Origin of the sequence: Methylococcus geothermalis (assembly GCF_012769535.1) — a bacterium.
GTDB lineage: Bacteria > Pseudomonadota > Gammaproteobacteria > Methylococcales > Methylococcaceae > Methylococcus > Methylococcus geothermalis.
Map to the genome: position 1 here is coordinate 1,832,934 of NZ_CP046565.1, position 19,501 is coordinate 1,852,434.

Annotated in this window: 12 protein-coding genes; 6 read left to right on the forward strand and 6 right to left on the reverse strand. The window is 65.9% G+C overall.

The genetic code is table 11. The features are described from left to right. The first annotated feature begins 192 nt into the window (after nt 1–192). Genes GNH96_RS08785 through GNH96_RS08795 form a run of 3 tightly spaced genes read left to right on the forward strand, consistent with a single transcriptional unit; the run spans nt 193 to nt 6,412 of the window. On the forward strand, nt 193–4,437 hold the full coding sequence (locus GNH96_RS08785) for a DEAD/DEAH box helicase (RefSeq protein WP_169603327.1): 4,245 nt from the start codon (nt 193–195) through the stop codon (nt 4,435–4,437). 29 nt (nt 4,438–4,466) lie between these two features. Beyond that, a complete protein-coding gene (locus GNH96_RS08790) occupies nt 4,467–5,819 on the forward strand; it encodes a GH1 family beta-glucosidase (RefSeq protein WP_169603328.1) in 1,353 nt (450 codons plus the stop codon). Between the two features lie 14 nt (nt 5,820–5,833). Continuing rightward, nucleotides 5,834–6,412, forward strand: a complete 579-nt coding sequence (locus GNH96_RS08795) for a DUF4136 domain-containing protein (protein WP_169603329.1) — start codon at nt 5,834–5,836, stop codon at nt 6,410–6,412. Nucleotides 6,413–6,436: 24 nt separating this feature from the next. Here the strand turns inward: GNH96_RS08795 and GNH96_RS08800 are convergent, their stop codons facing one another. The 3 genes from GNH96_RS08800 to GNH96_RS08810 all read right to left on the reverse strand — a co-directional run bounded on the left by GNH96_RS08800 (nt 6,437) and on the right by GNH96_RS08810 (nt 10,066). Next, nucleotides 6,437–7,396, reverse strand: a complete 960-nt coding sequence (locus tag GNH96_RS08800) for a nuclease-related domain-containing protein (RefSeq protein WP_169603330.1) — start codon at nt 7,394–7,396, stop codon at nt 6,437–6,439. A 57-nt stretch (nt 7,397–7,453) separates the two neighbouring features. Next, nucleotides 7,454–9,592, reverse strand: a complete 2,139-nt coding sequence (gene pbpC, locus GNH96_RS08805) for a penicillin-binding protein 1C (RefSeq protein WP_169603331.1) — start codon at nt 9,590–9,592, stop codon at nt 7,454–7,456. Between the two features lie 201 nt (nt 9,593–9,793). Further along, nucleotides 9,794–10,066, reverse strand: a complete 273-nt coding sequence (locus tag GNH96_RS08810) for a type II toxin-antitoxin system Phd/YefM family antitoxin (protein WP_169603332.1) — start codon at nt 10,064–10,066, stop codon at nt 9,794–9,796. Between the two features lie 130 nt (nt 10,067–10,196). Here GNH96_RS08810 and GNH96_RS08815 point away from each other — a divergent pair, with 130 nt between their 5' ends. Continuing rightward, entirely contained in the window at nt 10,197–11,261 is a 1,065-nt protein-coding gene (locus GNH96_RS08815) for an NAD(P)-dependent alcohol dehydrogenase (RefSeq protein ID WP_169603333.1), read from the forward strand. Nucleotides 11,262–11,424: 163 nt separating this feature from the next. Here GNH96_RS08815 and GNH96_RS08820 read toward each other — a convergent pair whose 3' ends face one another. Then, entirely contained in the window at nt 11,425–13,155 is a 1,731-nt protein-coding gene (locus GNH96_RS08820) for a DEAD/DEAH box helicase (protein WP_169603334.1), read from the reverse strand. A 266-nt stretch (nt 13,156–13,421) separates the two neighbouring features. Between GNH96_RS08820 and GNH96_RS08825 the strand changes: the two genes are divergently transcribed. Next, nucleotides 13,422–13,811, forward strand: a complete 390-nt coding sequence (locus GNH96_RS08825; RefSeq protein WP_323848020.1) for a glycine zipper family protein — start codon at nt 13,422–13,424, stop codon at nt 13,809–13,811. A gap of 157 nt (nt 13,812–13,968) precedes the next feature. Then, nucleotides 13,969–15,501, forward strand: coding sequence for a long-chain-fatty-acid--CoA ligase (locus GNH96_RS08830; protein ID WP_169603336.1), 1,533 nt, complete (start codon nt 13,969–13,971; stop codon nt 15,499–15,501). Between the two features lie 278 nt (nt 15,502–15,779). Here the strand turns inward: GNH96_RS08830 and GNH96_RS08835 are convergent, their stop codons facing one another. After that, nucleotides 15,780–17,732, reverse strand: coding sequence for an iron-containing redox enzyme family protein (locus GNH96_RS08835; RefSeq protein WP_228719777.1), 1,953 nt, complete (start codon nt 17,730–17,732; stop codon nt 15,780–15,782). Then, nucleotides 17,729–19,492 (reverse strand): carbamoyltransferase family protein, encoded by a 1,764-nt coding sequence (locus GNH96_RS08840; protein WP_228719778.1) that lies wholly within the window; start codon nt 19,490–19,492, stop codon nt 17,729–17,731. The genes GNH96_RS08835 and GNH96_RS08840 overlap by 4 nt, the downstream gene beginning before the upstream one ends. Between the last annotated feature and the right edge of the window lie 9 nt (nt 19,493–19,501).

The following is a 19,501-nucleotide window of genomic DNA, read 5'->3' on the forward strand; positions in this document are numbered from 1 at the left end:
TGTTTTCCCTAAATAGCGGTTTTTTCATTGAGTAACGCGACTAAAGCAATCGGCGGGCCACTACGACGGACTCTGCCATTGCCCTGTTTGGGCGCCATACGTCCAACTGTGGGGCGCAATCGGCGTGATTTGTTATGGTGCATGCCCTGACGGTGCTGGTGTCTATTGGTGCATGGTCATGAGCATTCCGGCATGAGCATGGAAGGCTTCCACGCCATCGTCGGCGCATGGTTCGAAACCGCCATCGGCACGCCGACACCGGCTCAGCTCCGCGCCTGGGCGGCGGTGCAGGCCGGGCGCGACGTGCTGGTGGCGGCGCCCACCGGCTCGGGCAAGACCCTGGCCGCGTTCCTTGCCGCCATCGACGAACTGGTGCGGGAGGGGGAGGTGTTCGGCCTGCCGGACGAGACCCGTATCCTTTATATCTCGCCGCTCAAGGCGCTGAGCAACGACATCCACAAGAACCTCCAGCTCCCGCTGGAAGGCATCCAGCGGATGCTGTTCGAAGCGGGCCGGACCGCTCTGGCGATCCGCTCCCAGGTCCGCACCGGCGACACGCCGGCCACCGAGCGCGCCGCGATGAAGCGCCAGCCGCCGCATATCCTGGTGACCACGCCGGAATCCATCTACATCCTGTTGACCAGTGCCAGCGGGCGGCGGATGTTGGGTTCGGTGCGGACGGTGATCGTCGATGAAATCCACGCCGTGCTGGGCAGCAAGCGCGGCTCGCACCTGGCGCTGTCGCTGGAGCGGCTGGAACGCTTGGCCGGCCGGGGGCTCAGGCGGATCGGCTTGTCCGCTACCCAGCGTCCGGTCGAGGAGGTCGCGCGTTTCCTCACCGGCGGGCGCGGCGAATGCATCATCGTGGACGAAGGCCATCGGCGGCGGCTGGACTTAGGGATCGAGCTGCCGGATTTCCCGCTGGAGGCGGTGCTGTCGAACGAGGCGGCCGGGCAGGTCTATGACCGCATGGCCGAGCTGGTGCGTCAGCACCGCACCACCCTGGTGTTCGTGAACACCCGCCGCATGGCGGAGCGGCTGGCACGGGCGCTGGCCGAACGGGTCGGCGAGGACAGCGTCACCTCGCATCACGGCAGCCTGTCCAAGGAGCAGCGGCTGGAAGCGGAAAACCGGCTCAAGGCCGGCGCACTGAAGGCCCTGGTGGCGACGGCTTCGCTGGAGCTGGGCATCGACATCGGCGACATCGACCTGGTGTGCCAGTTCGGCGCGACCGGGACCATCGCCGCCTTCCTGCAACGGGTCGGGCGTTCTGGGCATTATGCCGGCGGCCTGCCGAAAGGCAGGTTATTTCCGACCAGCCGAGACGACCTGGTCGACTGCATCGCGCTGGTCGATGCGCTGCGGCAGGGCGAACTCGACCGCATTCCGATCCCGGCCCAGCCGCTGGACGTGCTGGCCCAGCAGATCGTTGCCATGGTGGCCTGCGAGGAATGGGGCGAGGACGAACTCTACGCCGTCGTGCGCGGCGCCTATCCCTACCGCGAGCTGGCGCGCGAAGCCTTCGACGCGCTGCTCGCCATGCTGGCCGACGGCTACAGCACCCGCCGCGGCATCCGCGGCGCCTACCTGCACCGCGACCGCATCCACGGTCGGCTGCGGCCCCGCAAGGGCGCGCTGCTGACCGCGGTCACCTGCGGCGGCGCGATTCCTGACAATGCCGAATACCGGGTGATCGTCGAGCCGAGCGGGGAGGTCGTCGGCAGCGTGGACGAGGATTTCGCCATCGAAAGCATGTCGGGCGACGTGTTCCAGCTCGGCAACACCAGTTGGCGGGTGCTGCGGCTGGAGGGCGGGGCGCTGCGGGTCGAGGATGCCGCCGGCATCCCGCCCAGCATTCCCTTCTGGTTCGGCGAGGCGCCGGGACGCTCGCATGAGTTGTCGCTGGCGGTGTCGCGTCTGCGGGCGCGGATCGGGGATGGCCTGGAGCAGTCGGCGCCGGAAAAAGTCGCCGAGGGGCTGTCCGCCGAACTGGGACTGGCGCCGGGGCCGGTGCAACAGGCGGTCGACTACCTGGCCGCCGCCAAGGCGGTGCTGGGCGTGCTGCCGACCTTCGACACGGTGGTGTTCGAGCGCTTCTTCGACGAATCCGGCGGCATGCAGTTCATCATCCACGCCCCCTTCGGCAGCCGGGTCAACCGCGCCTGGGGGCTGGCGCTGCGCAAGCGCTTCTGCCGCACCTTCAATTTCGAACTCCAGGCCGCGGCGACCGAGAACGCACTGATCCTGTCGCTGGGCGTGGCGCAGAGTTTCGCCCTGGAAGAGGTCAAGCAGTTCCTGAGCGTCGACACGGTGAGGACCCTCCTGGTCCAGGCGATGCTCGATGCGCCCATGTTCAAGGTGCGCTGGCGGTGGAACGCGGTCTGCGCCCTGGCGCTCAAGCGCTTCCAGGGCGGCGGCAAGACCCCGCCCTACCTGCTGCGGATGCAGGCGGAGGACCTGGTGACCTGCGTGTTCCCGGACCAGCTCGCCTGTTTCGAAAACATCGTCGGCGACCGCGAGGTTCCCGACCATCCCCTGGTCAACCAGACCGTGCACGATTGCCTGACCGAGGCCATGGACCTGGACCGGCTGATCGAGGTGATCCGGGGCATCCGCGAGGGGACGATCCGGGTCGAATGCCGTGATCTCACCGAGCCTTCGCCGCTGGCCGCCGAGATCGTCAATTCCAAGGTCTACACCTTCCTCGACGGCGCGCCGCTGGAAGAACGGCGGACCCGCGCGGTATCCATGCGCCGCTGGCTGGAGCCCGGCGCCGCCGGCGAGCTGGGCCAGCTCGACGCGGCGGCGATCGCCCGCGTGCTCGAGGAGATCGAGCCGCAAGGCGGCGCTGCCGAAGAGGTACACGACGCGCTGAGCGTCTCCGGCTACGTCACGGTGCAGGAGGCTGCCCAAAGGGGCTGGATGCGCTTCCTGGCGGAACTCGCGGGCTCCGGCCGTGCCGCCCGCCTGCCTTGTGGCGGCGCGGGGTTGTGGCTCGCCGCCGAACGCTGGCCGCAGTTCCGGGCCGTCTATCCCGACACCGCGACCGAACCGGCGCTGAGGTTGCCGCCGGCCCTGGACGCCGCGTTCTGGGAGCCCGGGCCGGCTCTGGTGGAAATCCTGCGCGCCCGCCTCGGCGTCATCGGACCGGCGACCGCGGCGCGGCTCGTCGCCCAGACCGGGCTGGCCGCGGCGACGGTCGAGGCGGCCCTTTACGCGCTCGAAAACGAAGGCACGGTGTTGCGCGGCACCTTCACGCCGGGGGCGAGCGAAACCGAATGGTGCGAGCGCGGCATCCTGGCGCGCATCCACCGCTACACCCTCGGGCGGCTGCGGCAGGCGATCGAGCCGGTCACGGCGGCCGATTTCGTGCGGTTTCTCTTGCACTGGCAGCATGTGCATCCGGCGGCGAAGGTCCGCGGCAAGGAGGGCTTGGCCCTGGTGCTGGATCGGCTCGAAGGCTTCCAGGCCACCGCCGCGGCTTGGGAACGGGAGCTGTTGCCCTTGCGGGTGGAGGATTACGATCCGGCCTGGCTGGACGCGCTCTGCGTCTCCGGCCGTATCCTATGGCGGCGTCTGCCCCGCGAGGGCTCCGGCGGCGGGTCGCTGCGGGTCGCGCCCTTGGTCTTGCTGCCGCGCGTCCACAGCGCCCGGTGGCTGCCCGCTGCGTCTCCGGAAGTGTCGGGCATCGCGGCCCGCGTGGCCGAGAGCCTGGAACGGCGCGGCGCGCAGTTCTTTGACGAACTGGTGGCTTCGACCGGCTTGCTCAAGACGCAAACCGAGGACGCCCTGTCGGAACTGGCTGCGAAAGGCCGGGTCACTTCGGACAGTTTCATGGGCCTGCGCGCCCTGCTGATGCCGGAGCAGCGCAAGCGGCGCTACCGCGGCGTGACGGGAATCGAGGACGCGGGGCGCTGGAGCCTGGCGCCATCCGGCTCCGGCGAGAGTCAGGCAGACCGCACCGAGCATGCCGCCCGGGTGCTGCTGAAGCGCTACGGCGTGGTGTTCCGCAGCCTGCTGGAACGCGAACCGTCGATGCCGGCCTGGCTGGAGCTGGTCCGGGTATACCGGCGGCTGGAGGCGCGCGGCGAAATCCGCGGCGGGCGTTTCATCGCCGGCCGCTACGGCGAGCAATTCGCTCTGCCGGAGGCGGTCGAGTCGCTGCGCAAGCTGCGCAGCCAGCCGCCCGACGGCTTGGTCGTCTCCGTCGACGGCGCCGATCCGCTCAACCTGGCCGGCATCGTGCTGCCCGGCGAGCGCATCGCCGCCAACAGCGGCAAGCGGCTGGTGCTGCGGGACGGCGTGCCGGTGGCGGTGGGAACGGCGCAAGGGGTGGTGCATCTCGCCACCGACGGGGGGCCGGTCGACCCGCGGCAGGCGGCGGCGCGGCCGCCGGTGGCGCCCGGCTTGCGAGCCTACCTGGGCAAGCGCCGATAATTCGAAGTTTTCGACAGACAGGACGTTGCATGAGCAGATACGAGTTTCCCGAGAATTTTCTGTGGGGCGTGGCCACCTCGGCCTACCAGGTCGAAGGCTCGCCCCTGGCCGATGGCGCGGGGCCCAGCAACTGGCACCGCTTTTGCCGCCAGCCGGGGCGGATATTGAACGGCGACACCGGCGACCTCGCCTGCGACCACTACCGGCGTTTCCGGGAGGACATCGCGCTGATGAAGGAACTGGGTCTCTCGGCCTACCGTTTCTCGATCGCCTGGAGCCGGGTGTTCCCGGAAGGGAAGGGCAGGCTCAATCCGCGCGGACTCGCCCATTACCAGTCCCTGGTCGATACGCTGCTGGCCCACGGCATCCGGCCGATGGCCACGCTCTATCATTGGGACCTGCCGGCGGCGCTCGAGGATGCCGGCGGCTGGGCGAATCGCGACAGCGCGGGCTGGTTCGCCGACTACGCCCACACCGTCATCCGCGCCCTGGGCGACAAGATCGATTTCTGGGCGACACTGAACGAGCCCTGGGTCATCATGGACGCGGGCTATATGTCGGGCGTGCATCCGCCGGGCCATGTCTCGCCGAAGGAAGCGCCCTGGGTCTCGCATAACCTGCTGCGCGCTCATGCCTTGGGCGTTCAGGCCTTCCGTGCCGACGGCAGGGGGCAGATCGGCCTGGTGGTCAACCTCGAGCCCAAGTACGCCGCGACCAGCAGCCGGGACGACCGCGCCGCGACCGAGCGCGCCCATGCCTACATGAACCGGCAGTATCTCGACCCCGTGCTGCGCGGCGCCTATCCGGAGGAGCTGGCGGAAATCTTCGGGCCGCATTGGCCCCGGTTCGAGAGCGAAGACCTGCGCCTGATCCAGGAACCCATCGATTATCTCGGGATCAACTATTACACCCGTGCGGTGGTGAAGCACGACCCGCGGGGCGGGCCGCTCGAGGTCTCGGCCGTTCCCCAGCGCGGCGCGGAGCACACCGCGATGGGCTGGGAAGTCTATCCGCAGGGGCTGAAAGACATCCTGCGCTGGGTCAAGGCCCGCTACGGCGACATCCCGCTCTACATCACCGAAAACGGCGCCGCTTTCGCCGATCCGCCTCCGGCAGACGGCCGCATCGACGACCGGCGCCGCATTGCCTATTACCGCAGCCACCTGCGCGCGCTGCACGAGGCCATCGCCGAAGGCGTGGACGTCCGCGGCTATTTCGCCTGGTCGCTGCTGGATAATTTCGAATGGACCTACGGCTATGCCAAGCGTTTCGGCCTGGTGCAGGTCGACCCAGCGAGCCAGCAGCGCAGACCCAAGGCCAGCGCCGGGTTTTACGCCGAAGTGGCTCAATCCAACGGTGCGGTCTTGGACCGGGAATATTGACCAGGGAGGCGGTGATGAAACCATCGTTTGCGACATGGGCCATGTTGCTGCTGGCCGCGTGTGCCGGACCGGCTTTGAAGAGCGGGTTCGACAAGGATTACGACTTCGCCCGGGCCAAGACCTGGAGCTATGCCGTCATGCCCGGCTCCGACAAGGCGGCCGCCGAGCGGTTGCGACTCGATACCCTGATGAAGGACACGCTCGAACCGCTGCTGGCGGCCAAGGGCTATGCCCGCCGCGAGGACGGCGCGGATTTCCAGGTCGGCTGGTCCTTCGGCGAATGGAAGATCGACCGCCGTCCCAAATCCAGCGCCGAATGGGGGGCGGTCGGCCTGTTCTACCCCGGCATGCATGCCGTGCCCGCGCCGAAAGAGTCCGATGGACGGGCGCTGCCGCCCAGCGTCGATCCCTATGGTTCATCCTACGAAAAAGCCAAGCTGGACTTGGTGGTGGTGGACGGCAAGACCCAGCGCGTGGTCTGGCATGCCCGTGTCGAAGACGACGGCGACTTCGGCTACGACCCGGACACCCAAAGGACGGAAATCAGGGAGGCGGTGGAAAAGGCGTTTCAGGCGTTTCCGCCGGGGCGGTGAGATAGAAAAAAGCAGCGGTCTGCGTTACGAAAACCGACCATTGACGCGATTGTGCGGCCCCGTCCTTTTGGTTTTGGCTTCCGGCGGCTCCTGACAACGTTGTTCGAGCTGATAGCAGATGCGCTGCTGTCGGTCTGGAGAGATGGGCGGCTGGCCATTTGGTGGTTTAAGCATAAAAGCTGAAACCTTGGGGTTGACGACGCGTACATCAGAGCGTCCACAAAGCTCCACAAACCAACCGGGCAAAGCCAAGACCGGGACAACCTCGACGGGTTCGCCGGTCGACTTGGCGAGGAATTTGGATAACCAAGCCGCTTGTCGTTTCGCCTGCTCGAGGGGGGCTGTTTCCACCCAATCTGGGAAATGTAAGGCGTTTCCGTCGAATCGGACTCGCGCTGCGTTCTTGGGATCAGCGTTGAGAGGCTTCAGCCGGTGCTTCGTTTCTATCGCGAATACACCGCCGGGAGCAACCACAACATGATCGATATTGAAGCCCTCGGCCTGCAAGTCGTGAAAAACCCGGCCACCGGCCGCGATGACAGGTTCCAGACACTGGGCTGTGGCCAACTCTCCAGCTAACGCTTCCCGAAACCTGATTCGCTTGTCGGTCAGCCGCACCAGTTTCCATAGGAAATAGGCAAAGCCCCCAATGCCTAACGACAGATATAGCCACGCCCTGACTTGGGGACCGCCCGCTTGCTGGTCGAGAAGGCGGGAAAGGTAGACGCAGTACAGGAAAACCGGGAGTAAAGCGCAGAGAATGAGGTTGAGAATAATATCAGCTTCTATGCCGTCGAGCTGCCGCTGCAGTCCATAACCGGGTGTTCGCAAAAGCTCTATGGTGAGCGGAGATCTGCGGTTGCGGTTAACTAGCCGACGACGGTAATAAACGACGATGCCTACCGCACTGGCCATCGGGGCCAAAAAAGCAAACACGACTGTCATTTCAGCGTGGAGCTGTGTCCAAATCCATTGCAGCAACATATTGAATTCCTTCTTGTCGATGCGGTGAGATATCGATTCCTGTCCGATGAGCGTCCGCTATTTTAGTCCACGCACCTGAAACTTCACCGTATCCAAGATCCGCCCGCGGCTATCCTTCAGCTTCAGCACATGGCTGCCCGGTTCCGGCCGCCATTTCACCGGATTTCCCGCACCGCCCATCGGTCTGTCATCAAGCAAGAATGATGTGCCGGACCGGGCCGGCCGGGCACGGAAGACGAGTTTCTGGTTTTGGACGGGAATGTCGGGGTCGAGGGCGATGGTCATGCCGTCGGCGGGCGATTCGATCCGGGGCGGCTGCGTCGCGGGATCGGGGATTGCCACTTCCGCGGTTTCGGTGCCGGCGATGAACCACTCCTGGCGTTCCGGTTCCAGGCCGTCGGCGTAATGGATGCGCCGGCCGACGACCCCGTCCGGCGGCGACGGCGGCTGGCTGGGGAGGTCCGCATGCAGGCCGTTCATGATTTCGAGCCAGGCCGGGGCGGCGCCGGTGACGCCGGAGACGTCCTGCATGGCATCGCCCTCGAAGTTGCCGACCCAGACGCCGACGGTGTAGCGCGCGCTGTAGCCGATGCACCAGTTGTCGCGCATGTTCTTGCTGGTGCCGGTCTTGACCGCGGTCCAGTAGCGGGTGGTGAGCGGGTTGTCCAGACCGAAGCTGAGGGCGCGGCTGGAGCGGTCGCTGAGGATGCTGCCCACGATGTAGGCCGCGCGCGGGTCGATCAGCGGACGGGAGTCGTCGGCCGCGTCCCCGGGCAGGATATGAAGAGGCGTCTGGCGGCCGCCGTTGGCGAGGGTCCGGAAGGCGTTCACTTGCTCCCACAGGCTGACCTCGGCCGAACCCAGGGCCAGCGAATAGCCGTAATACTCGCCATCCTCGGTCAGGCCCCTGTAGCCCGCGTTCCAGAGCCGTTCGTGGAACGGTTCCAGCCCCACCATCATGAGGGTGCGGATGGCCGGAATGTTGAGCGAGGCGGCCAGGGCGGTGCGGACGCTGACCCGGCCTTTGAAGTTGCGATCATAGTTCTGTGGCACGTAGAGGCCGGTGCGGGTTTCCAGGTTGAGCGGCGAATCGTCCAGGATGGAGGCGGCGGTGAGGTAACGCTTCTCCAGGGCCAGCGCATAAAGGAAGGGCTTGAGGGTGGAGCCGGCCTGGCGTCGGGCGCGGACACCGTCGACCTGACCGGCTCGGCTGGTCACTCCCGCCGAGCCCACGTAGGCAAGCACCTCCCCGCTGCGGTTGTCGACGACCAGGGCCGCTCCGTCGCGGACGTTGCGCGCTTTCAAGCCCTGGAGCTGTTGTTCCAGGGCTTGGATGGCGCGGCGCTGGACAGGCGCGCTGAGCGTGGTCCGCACGCTTTCGCCGCGCTTTTTCAGCAACTGGCGGGCGAGATGAGGTGCGAGCGCGATCGAAGGTGGCGGACGATGGGCATGGGTCAGCGCCATCGCCGCACGGCGCTCCAGATCGCCGCAGTCCACCGAGAATACGGCGGCCTTGGCGATGGCGCAGGCGCGGCGGGCGATCCGCGCCGGGCCGGCGTTGGGGGAGGGCAAGATGGCGGCGAGCAGCGCCGATTCGGCCTCGTCCAAACCCGAGGCCTGCTTGCCGAACAGGCCTAAGGCCGTCGCCGGCACGCCTTCCAGTTCGCCCCGGAATCGGACCCGGTTGAGGTAGGCTTCGAGGATTTCGTCCTTGCTCCAGCGGCGTTCCAGCTTCAGCGCCGCGGCGACCTGCCCGAGCTTCTGCCGGAGGGAGCGTCCCCCGCCGTGCATGGCGAGCCGCGGATCGAGCAGCGCCGCCAGCTGCATGGTGATCGTGCTGGCCCCGCGCCTGTGGCCGCCGACCGTCCCCCATGCCGCTGCGGCCATGGCCCGCCAGTCCACGCCGTGGTGGCGATAAAAGCGCCGATCTTCCGCGGCGACGACGGCCTTCAGCAAGGCCGGGGAAAACGTCGTTGACAACATCCAGGGTTTGCGGCGGGCGGAAAAATCCACCCGCTGCTCGTGGATGACCTCGCCGTTGCGATCCAGCAGATAGGCTTCGGACGGAATCCATTCAGCCTTGACGGTTTGGAACTCGGGGATGGAGGCTTCCGGGAAACTTGGTAAAACGATGGCGATGGCCGAGAGTACCAGCAGGGCGATACCCATGAGCCAACGAGTGGGGTGGCGGGACATGCTTGGCTTCGATTCGGCAGCTCTTCGAGCCGCTATCGTCCTCGCCGGGGGGCGTTTCCAGGACATTGGTGCGGTCGGCGGCGCCTGGACAAGGCGGCCCTGACCGCAAGATTCGAGCACTTGCTGAGGGTCATGACAGGGAAGGATTGGCGGAAATTCGCAGTCGGTCGGCGGGAAAACCGAGGAGGGATGAACCCTGTCTTACGTCACGATAAGGCCGAGACCCAACGCTTCCGCCGACGCTGGCCATTTCGGCCAAGGTCCAGGCTTGAAACCATCAGCTTGCGTTGGCGTAGCCCCTTGGGCGACCCGGGTGCGCAAATCGGACCAGCCGAAACCTTCGGCACGGGGTTCCGCAACCAGACGGGCTACGGGCTTTCCCCGCCGGGTGATGACAAGCTCTTCACCTGCTTCGATGTCTGCGAGCAGAGCGGACAAATGCGATTTGGTGTCGGCGATGCTGGTGGTTTTCATGGGCAAAGTCATAACATGGTCAGAGATGGTCTTATTGTCCGCTCTATAAGGTCATCCGGCCAAGTGCAACATGACCGTCCATCCCAGCACTGTTCCGCCTGAAATAACCGTATCTATGGAGGATAGCCACATGTACACCGCCAACGCCTATGCCGCTCAGAGTGCCCATTCGGCACTGGCGCCAATCGTCTTGCAGCGCCGCGAGCCGCTGCCGGAGGATGTCCGGATCGACATCCTCTATTGCGGCGTCTGCCATTCCGATCTGCATCAGGCGCGCAACGAATGGAATGCGACCACTTACCCTTGCGTGCCAGGACATGAGATCGTGGGAAGGGTGGCGCAGGTCGGCAGCGGCGTGACGAAGTTCAAGCCGGGCGACGTGGTCGCGGTCGGCTGCATGGTGGATTCCTGCCGGACCTGCCCGAGCTGCGCGGACGGCCTGGAACAGCATTGCGAGCACGGTCCGGTGTTCACCTACAACAGCCCGGACCGTCACAGCGGCGGCATGACCTACGGCGGCTACGCCGACAGCATCGTGGTCGACGAGGCCTTCGTCCTGCGGCTGCCGGAGAAGCTGGATCTGGCCGCCGCCGCGCCTTTGCTGTGTGCCGGCATTACCACCTATTCGCCCTTGCGGCACTGGAAGGTGGGGCCGGGACAGCGGGTCGGGATCATCGGCCTGGGGGGACTGGGGCATATGGCTTTGAAATTCGCCCATGCCTTCGGCGCGGAAGTGGTGCTGTTCACGACTTCGCCGGGCAAGGCTAAGGATGCGCGGCGTTTGGGCGCGGACGAGATCGTGCTATCGAAAGACCCGGACGCCATGGCTCGGCAGGCCAGCCGCTTCGATTTCATCCTCGATACCGTCTCGGCGCCGCACGACATCGATGCCTATTTGAACCTGCTGAAGCGGGACGGCACGCTGACCCTGGTCGGCGTGCCGCCTGAAAGCCTGCCGGTCATGCCTTTCAGCCTGATCGGCGGGCGCCGCCGGCTGGCCGGCTCGCTGATCGGCGGCATCCGGGAAACCCAGGAGATGCTGGACTTTTGCGGCGAACACGGCATCGTCTGCGACATCGAGCTGATCCCGATCCAGGGCATCAACGAGGCCTTCGAACGCCTGCTCAAAAGCGACGTGAAATACCGCTTCGTGATCGATATGGCGACGCTGGGCGGGGAACCGTCCGGGAATTGACGAATCCCGTTTCCCTCATCCGGTCCTACGGGCCACCTTCCGTTTTCGGGCAGTCCTGCCCGACACCCTTCGGGCGAGCCCCGCCCGGCCAGAACCGCTCCTGGCGGATTGATCCCGGAGGGAGAAGGAAAGACAGCCCCTTTCCCTCTGGGAGAGGGGATGGTCAGCCGTTCTTCTTCGGATAGCCCTTCTTTTGCTTCGGCTTGCCGAAGGCCGGCGCGGCAGGCGCGTCGCCGGTCCAGAGCCGGATGTTGATCGGCTTGCCGACGATCCACACTTTCTCCAGCCGCTTCAGCGATTTTTTCGGCATGTCGGCCGGCAGACTGACCGTGCTGAAGTCGTCGTACAGCTTGATGTGGCCGATGGAGCTGCCGGGAATGTCCGCTTCGTTGGCGATGGCGCCGACGATGTCCTTGGGCGCCGCGCCGTCGTTACGGCCCACGTCGATGCGGTAGAGCACGCCTCCGTCTTCGCGCTCCTTGCGCTTGTGCTTCTTGTCCCGCGGTTCGCTGTCGCGGAATTTTTTCTGCGGCTCGCGGCTGGACGGGGTGTATTCGGCCGGCGCAGGCTTCTCGTCCGGAATCAGCGGTCGGTCCTTCTGGACCAGGAAGGTGAGGGCCGCGGCGATATCGGTCGGCGAGAGGCCTTGCTCGCGGCCGAGCTGCTGCACCAGGCGGCGGAAGAACTCCAGATCCTCCTCTTCCAGCGTCGCCATGACCTGGGCCTTGAATTGCTCGACGCGGCGCTCGGCGATGTCCTGGTGGGTGGGCAGGCGCATCTCTGTGATGCGCTGGCGTGTGGCCTTCTCGATCGCGCTCAGCATGCGCTTTTCGCGGGGGGCGACGAACAGGATGGCTTGGCCTTTACGCCCGGCGCGGCCGGTGCGGCCGATGCGGTGGACGTAAGCCTCGGTGTCGTAGGGGATGTCGTAGTTCACCACATGGCTGATGCGTTCGACGTCCAGACCGCGTGCGGCGACGTCGGTGGCGACCAGGATGTCCAGGGTGTTTTTCTTCAAGCGGTCGACCGCCTTTTCGCGCAGCGCCTGGCTCATGTCGCCATTCAGTGCGGCGGCGGAATAGCCGCGGGCCTCCAGTTTTTCCGCCAGTTCTTCCGTCAGCACCTTGGTGCGGACGAAGATGATCATGGCGTCGAAGTCCTCGACTTCGAGGATGCGGGTCAGCGCGTCGAGCTTGTGCGCGCTCGAGCCCAGCCAGTAGCGCTGGGTGATGGCCTCGACGGTCGCGGTCTTGGCCTCGATCTTGGCTTCCTTCGGGCTGCGCAGATGGCGCTTGGCGACCTTGCGGATCACTTCCGGCATGGTGGCGGAGAACAGGGCGATCTGGCGCTGGGGCGGGGTGTGCTCCAGGATCCATTCGACGTCTTCGATGAAGCCCATCCGCAGCATCTCGTCCGCCTCGTCCAGCACCAGGGTGCGCAGGCTGTCCAGGCTGAGGCTCTTGCGGCGCAGATGGTCCATCACCCGCCCCGGCGTGCCGACGATGACGTGGACGCCGCGGCGCAGGTGGCGCAACTGGGCGTCCATCGACTGGCCGCCATAGATCGGCAGGATGTGGAAATCGGGCAGATGGCGGGCGTAGCTCTGGAAGGCTTCGGCGACTTGCAACGCCAGCTCGCGGGTCGGCGCCAGCACCAGGGCCTGCGGCTCGCGGCGCTCGAGATCGATGCCGTTCAGGATCGGCAGGGCGAAAGCGGCGGTCTTGCCGGTGCCGGTCTGGGCCTGGCCCAGCAGGTCATGGCCGGCGAGAAGATAAGGAATGCTCGCGGCTTGAATCGGGGAGGGAATCTCGTAGCCGATTTCGCGGATGGCCTGGAGAATGGGGGGCGAGATGGCTAGATCGGAAAAGGAAAAGGTCGTTTCGGTAGATTGCATCAGGATGGGGGAGTAGGGAGTGAAAAGAGCGATGAAAGGCCCATCCCGCCGGAAACCGGATGGCTGGTGGACGCTGGAGGTCTTTGCGGCAGCGGGTCGTCGCCCTCATCGATGGAGGTGATCATAACAGAAGCGGCGGATATTCCCGAATCGGCCGACGTACCGCATGCGTCTGGTTTTGATATAGTTGGCCGGTCTTTCGGCCGTGCCCGAACCAAGGGAGTCAGGCCGCCAGGATAGAATTTTCGAGCGAGGAGTTTATGAACATGCTGAAAAACATATCGGTATTGCTGATGGCAGCCGTCGCTGTGTCCGGTTGCGCCACCTATTCGGGATGGAAGCCGACCTACGACACCTACAAGGATCCCAACGCCGCTCGCATCTCCCTCGACGAAGAGGAATGCCGGATGATGGCCAAGGAAGCCGGCAGCGCAGGCACCGAGGCCCTGAAGGGCGGCGCGGTGGGCGGCCTGGTGGGGGCGGCGGCCGGTGCAGCCATCGGCGCGGCGGTGGGAAACCCCGGTACCGGCGCGGCCATCGGTGCGGCGGCCGGCGGCATCGGCGGTGCCACCCAGCAGGGCGTGTCCGGAGACGAGCAGTACAAGCGCGCCTTCATCAACTGCATGCGCGGACGCGGCCACAACGTCATCAACTAGGCCGGACAGGCCGCATTTTCCAACCTCACCCTCCGGGCGAGGGTGAGGGAGCGCAGGCCATGGACACCCCCTGTGCCGGGCGCCCGTCAAACCGCTGCAGGAAGGTCGAGCAACGACGATCCTCCGGCAGCTCCGAATTCCCCACGAGTGTTCCGTCATGCCTCATTCTCTTGCGGACGCGCTGCGTGACGCAGCAAGCCGTTATGCTTCGTTTCCGGCGATCCTGACGGCCGATTGCTGCGTCGACTTCGCGGAATTCGACCGTTTGTCCGACGCCATTGCCGCCGGCCTCGCCGCCCGCGGCATAGGCAAGGGCGAGCGGATCGGCCTGTACTGCGTCAACTCGGCGGAATTCGCCCTGGCCTATGCCGGCATCCTCAAGGCCGGCGCCGCGGTCGTGCCCATCAACCTGCTGCTCAGCGTCGAGGAAGTGCGTTACAACCTCGCCGATGCCGAGGTCAGCGGGCTGATCTATCATGACCAGCTTGCGGCTGATGCCGGCGCGGTACTGGAGCGCCTGTTTCCGCTGAAGATTCGTGCCTGCATCGGCGGCGACGGCCCGGACGGGCAGGCTTGGCGGGATTTGCTGGACGAGATGGCAGCACCTCCGATCGTTGACTTCGATGCCTCGGAAGATTTGGCCGCGATCCTTTATACCTCGGGCACCACGGGCCGGCCGAAAGGCGCGATGCTGACCCACGGCAACCTGCTGGCGAACACCGCCAGCGTGCGGGAAGCCCTGGACTGGCGGTCCGGCGAGGACCGGGTACTGGTCGTGCTGCCGATGTTCCACGCCTTCGCCGCCACCGTCGGTATGCTCACTCCGCTCACCCACGGCTGTGCCCTGGTTCCGCTGGCGAAGTTCGAACCGGATCTGGTGGCCGATACCATCGGCCGGCACGGGGCCACCCTGTTTCTCGGGGTGCCCAGCATGTATGCCTTGCTGTGCCGGCTGCGTGACGATCGAATCGCCCGGTTCGGAACCATCCGCCTGTGCGTATCCGGCGGTGCGGCCCTCCCGCCCGCGGTGATGCAGCAGTTCCAGGACCGCTTTGGTCTGCCGATCCATGAAGGCGACGGTCCCACCGAATGTTCGCCGGTCACCTGCGTCAATCCGGTGGGCGGTCCCGTCAAATGCGGCACGGTCGGCTTGCCGGTGCCGGGCGTGGAAATGAAGATCGTCGACGAGCAAGGCGCCGAACTACCCGTCGGCGAGATGGGTGAAATCGCCGTGCGCGGCGCCAATGTCTTCAAAGGCTACTGGAAACAGCCCGAAGCCACCGAGGAAAGCTTTCGCGACGGCTGGTTCCTCACCGGCGACCTGGGGCATGTCGACGAGGACGGTTATTTCAGCATCGTCGACCGCAAGAAGGACCTCATCATCGTCAACGGCATGAACGTCTATCCAAGGGTGATCGAAGACGTCTTGTGCCGGCATCCGGCGATCCGCGAAGTGGCCGTGGTCGGCGATCCGGACCCGTTGCACGGCGAGCGGGTGGTGGCCTATGTCGTGTTGGCAACCCCCGTCACCGAGGCGGAAATCCGCGCGTGGTGCAAACCCTCCCTGGGCCGCCACGAGATTCCCCGCCGGGTCGTGGCGCTCGAACAGCTGCCGCGGAACGCCGCCGGCAAGATATTGAAACGGCAGTTGCGGCGTCAGGGCGAGGTGGAGCGAGGGGTGGACTCATGACACACGGAATCTGATTCACGGGGCTCTTTGTCGCCTCCGGTTTCCGCGGGGATCGGTCCGCCGTTCCCGCTTCGGTGCCCGTTGATTCGGTCGAACGAGCGCGGCTCGCGCTTCATGATGAACGGTGTCCTGATGTCCGCCGGTATCGATGCGATCAGCGTGTCGGCGGCGAGGGGCAGGAGTTCAACGAAAAGATGGTGTGCTTCCATTCGACGCGGGACGCCGCGGAAGAATGGATGTTCTCGTCGGCCACGGGATTTTCTTCGCGTCTGCACGGCTCAAGATCGAGATCGCCAGCGGATTTGCAGAGCCCATTTCAGCGCGGTGGTTTCGAGCGACAGATAGCCGGTCCAGATTCTCTTCCATACCTGGCGCGAGACCTCCGCGCCCCCCTTCCGTTCCATTTCGTCCATGTAAATCATGACGGCATCCCTTGCCCGGGCGGCATGGCCGGAAGCGAGATTGTCGATGCTGAGGTGCAGCTGGATGATGGCGGGGTCGATCCCATGGTCGCGCAGCAGGTCGATCAGCCGCATGTAGCCGGCGCCGAGTCCGCTGAGTTCGATGGCGAGATTGAGGCCGAGCAGTTCTGGGAAATAGCGGCGGGGGTGCTGGCCGATGGCGAGGAGGTAGACCGGTATGTCGAAGGCGGCATCCAGGAAGCGCGGGTCCTGGGCGAAGGCTTCGCTGGCGAACGGCGGCAGCCGGATGCCGAGGTCGTCGAGCAGGCGGCGGTAGACGTTGGGATGGTTGCGTTCGGGCCGGCCGTTGCCCAGTTCGTCGGCGTAGATTTTCAGCAGATGGCGGTCGATGGTGTCCAGGTTTTCGGCAGCCGTGGCGATGCCGGCCAGCCAGCAGCCGTCGACCAGGATGGTGGGCGCGAGCTGGAGGATGACCCATCGGCAGAAGTCCTTGCCGATCCGGGGTGGTACGGTGAGCGGGCGGTAACGCTCGATGTCGTGCCGGTATATGGCTTCGATGCGAGCGTGGAAAGCCGCCTCATCGTAGGGAAAAAAACGGCGGTAACCTCGTTGCAGTTGCATGAACAAGCGGGTCAGGCGGAGAGTCCGTTCCACGACCTCGGTGGCTTGACCGGGGATGTCGGACGTCGATTCGGCACCCAGCAGGGCGGTGTAAAACGCACGCTTCGAGCGCGGACCGGACTTCGGCCGTTGGTTCACGCGATTCGGCCGTGGAATGAAGGCCGAGCCGGTCGCTGCCATGTCGACGCTCCGGCTCTCATCTTCGATCCAGTCCAGGCAAACCCGCCGCTCGGCGGCATCGAACACGCCGAACATCGGTCCGCCGAAGTCCATGGCGCGGATCAGGCGGCTTTCTGCCGCGCAGGTTCGGTCCAGGTAGGGCGAATCGCGCAGCGCGTCGAGCAGCGGTTCCGGACCGGCTTGCGCCAGCCAGTCATCGAGGCTGCGTCCGGCGAGCAAGACCCTGCCGTGATGGCCGAGGGCATGGGCCCGTTTGGCCTGGACGATACTGGCCATCGCCTCCCTGGCCTGGAGTCTGCGGGCCAATTGGCCGGCGGTTTCCTGGAGCAGTTCGGTGAACGACAGGCAGTAAAGGGACCAGCCGGCATGGACGCGACCTTCGTCGCGATCCGTGCAAGCCTCCAGCGCGGCGCGGGCCAACGCGCGGCAGCGGCCGGTTTCGGCTGCATCGTCGTCATCCCACCAATCCGGTTCCCGCAGGCCATGGGCCAGAGTCCAGCCCAGCAGTTCCGGGAAGTAGCTGCGTGGGCGATGGAACAGGCAAAGCTGGACGGCCGGCAGCGTCCAGGCGAAATCGGGAATGTTGGGAGCGTGAAAGAAGGTGGGATCGTCCAGGGGAGGCAGAGTCGCGCCGGCGAGGGTGAGCTTTGCCCGGAACTTCAAGGGAGCCGAGGTGGCGGGCTCGTCGAGGCCGACGCTGCGGCAATACAGTTCGAACAGCTGGCATTCGGCGAGGCGGTGCGCCGTGGCCGGCTGCGCGGCGCGGGCCAGCCCGATGCCATCCAGCAAAAGCGTCGGCGCCAGGGCGAGAAGCACGGTGCGCCGTCCGGCTTCTTCTGTGGGATTGGGCCGGACCCGTGGCGACCAGGGATTCCCGAAGCTCGGGCGCGTGCTGGCCCCCACGGCCTTGGCCAGCGCCGACTCGAAGAATGCCGATGCCCCCCGAAGCGTCTCGGCATCGGCGGGACCGTGCAGCAGCGCCCGGCACAGGCTGCGCAGTCCGGTCATGGCAGTGTCTCCGGTTTGGTGAAGAGATGATCGCCGGCGACCAGGGCATCCATGCCCGATCCCAGGAACACGGCGAAGGCGTCTTCCATGCTGTGCACCATGGGTTTCCCCATGACGTTGAAACTGGTGTTGAGCAATACCGGCACCCCGCTCAGCCGGTGGAATGCTTCCAGAAGGGCATGAAAGCGCGGATTCCAACTCTGTTTGACGGTCTGCAACCGGCCGGTACCGTCCACATGCACCACCGCCGGCACCCGCTCCCGTGCCTCCGGCCGGAACCGCAGGGTGCGCTCCATATACCGGGATTCCTGATAGGCCTCGAACCAGTCCGGGCCGTATTCGTGCAGGATGGCGGGAGCATAGGGCCGGAAGCGTTCGCGGAACTTGACCTCGCGGTTGATGCGCTCGCCGGTTTCGGCATGCCGGGGATCGGCCAGGATGGAGCGGTTGCCGAGCGAGCGGGGGCCGAATTCGGCCTTGCCCTGAAGCCAGCCCAGGATCTTGCCTTGGGCCAGCAGTTCGGCGGCGGCGCCGATGAGGGCATCGCCGGGGAGGTGCCGAACCGGCACACCGGCGTAGCGGGCGAAGCGTTCGATGTCCGCGGCCGCGATCTCGCTGCCGAGATAAGGGGAGAGATGGCCCGGTTCGAAGGATTGCCCGGGGTGATCTTCCCGGAAGGCGAGCCATGCCGCCCCCAGCGCAGTGCCGTCATCGGCCGGCGCCGGCGGTACGTACAGCGCCCGGAACGGCGTCCCGCGCGGAATCTGGCCGTTGCAGACCGAATTCAGCGCGCAGCCGCCGGCCAGCGCGAGGTGTCCGGAACATCCGCGAGCATGGAAGTTGGTGAGCAGGCGGTTGACGGTTTCGGCGAAAAAAAGCTGGCCCGTATGGGCGAGGTCGGCGGCGGATTCCGGCGCTTGCTCGGGATGCCGCCGGCGGGATTCGAGCCGTTGCAACCGGTCGAAAAACACAGCGTGGCCGGTCTTCAGGCGCAGGCCGTCCACCTGCATCATGTCCCGCAGCCAGCCCATCACTTCCGCGTCGGCGCGCCCGTAAGAGGCGAGCCCCATGACTTTCCATTCCTCGCCGCCGAGCCAGTCGAATCCGCAGAGTTCGGTGAGCTTCATATAGTAGAATCCCAGGCTCTGCGGTCCGTCGAGTTTGGCCACGGGGCGCAGCCGGCCGTCGCGGTAGTCGAAGAACGCCATCGACCCGGTTTCGCCGTATGAGTCGATCACGGCGCAGGCCGCGGTCTCGAAAGGGCTGCCGTAACAGGCCAGCGCGGCATGGCTGAGGTGATGGTCGTAGGCCCGGATACGGACCGGGACGCCGGGAAAATCGCGGCGCAGGCTCCGAGCCAGGTTGAGCAGACGGCTTTTCAAGGCATGGTGCTGGGCGGCTTGCATATGGTAGAGCTGATAGGGCTCCAGCCAGGCATGGAGCCGGCGGCCCGCATTGGCGAGAATACCCTCAGGCGACAGCCATCCCGCCCAGCGGGCGAGATGCTCGTGCAGAGGGCGCGGCTCCTGCCAGTTGCAGGCAATGACGAATTCATCGGCGTCGGCGCAATGCGCCTGCAACAGCGCAGGCGTTTGGAACAGGTCGTCTGGCGGGGCGTTCAAGGCCCGCTTGCTCTGGAGCCGGCGCTCGGCGGCTTCGGCGAACAGGATGCCGCCGTCCGGACCGACGATCGCCAAGGCCGGATCGTGGTAGGTCAGGCACAGGCCGAGATAATAGGTTCTCGCTTTTGATGGCCGCATCGTGAGGTT

Coding starts and splice junctions, on each gene's coding strand:
- GNH96_RS08820 (WP_169603334.1), bottom strand. CDS start 13,155: ATGCAATCTACCGAAACGACCTTTTCCTTTTCCGATCTAGCCATCTCG.
- pbpC (WP_169603331.1), bottom strand. CDS start 9,592: ATGTCCCGCCACCCCACTCGTTGGCTCATGGGTATCGCCCTGCTGGTA.
- GNH96_RS08785 (WP_169603327.1), top strand. CDS start 193: ATGAGCATGGAAGGCTTCCACGCCATCGTCGGCGCATGGTTCGAAACC.
- GNH96_RS08795 (WP_169603329.1), top strand. CDS start 5,834: ATGAAACCATCGTTTGCGACATGGGCCATGTTGCTGCTGGCCGCGTGT.
- GNH96_RS08835 (WP_228719777.1), bottom strand. CDS start 17,732: ATGACCGGACTGCGCAGCCTGTGCCGGGCGCTGCTGCACGGTCCCGCC.
- GNH96_RS08815 (WP_169603333.1), top strand. CDS start 10,197: ATGTACACCGCCAACGCCTATGCCGCTCAGAGTGCCCATTCGGCACTG.
- GNH96_RS08790 (WP_169603328.1), top strand. CDS start 4,467: ATGAGCAGATACGAGTTTCCCGAGAATTTTCTGTGGGGCGTGGCCACC.
- GNH96_RS08830 (WP_169603336.1), top strand. CDS start 13,969: ATGCCTCATTCTCTTGCGGACGCGCTGCGTGACGCAGCAAGCCGTTAT.
- GNH96_RS08810 (WP_169603332.1), bottom strand. CDS start 10,066: ATGAAAACCACCAGCATCGCCGACACCAAATCGCATTTGTCCGCTCTG.
- GNH96_RS08800 (WP_169603330.1), bottom strand. CDS start 7,396: ATGTTGCTGCAATGGATTTGGACACAGCTCCACGCTGAAATGACAGTC.
- GNH96_RS08825 (WP_323848020.1), top strand. CDS start 13,422: ATGCTGAAAAACATATCGGTATTGCTGATGGCAGCCGTCGCTGTGTCC.
- GNH96_RS08840 (WP_228719778.1), bottom strand. CDS start 19,492: ATGCGGCCATCAAAAGCGAGAACCTATTATCTCGGCCTGTGCCTGACC.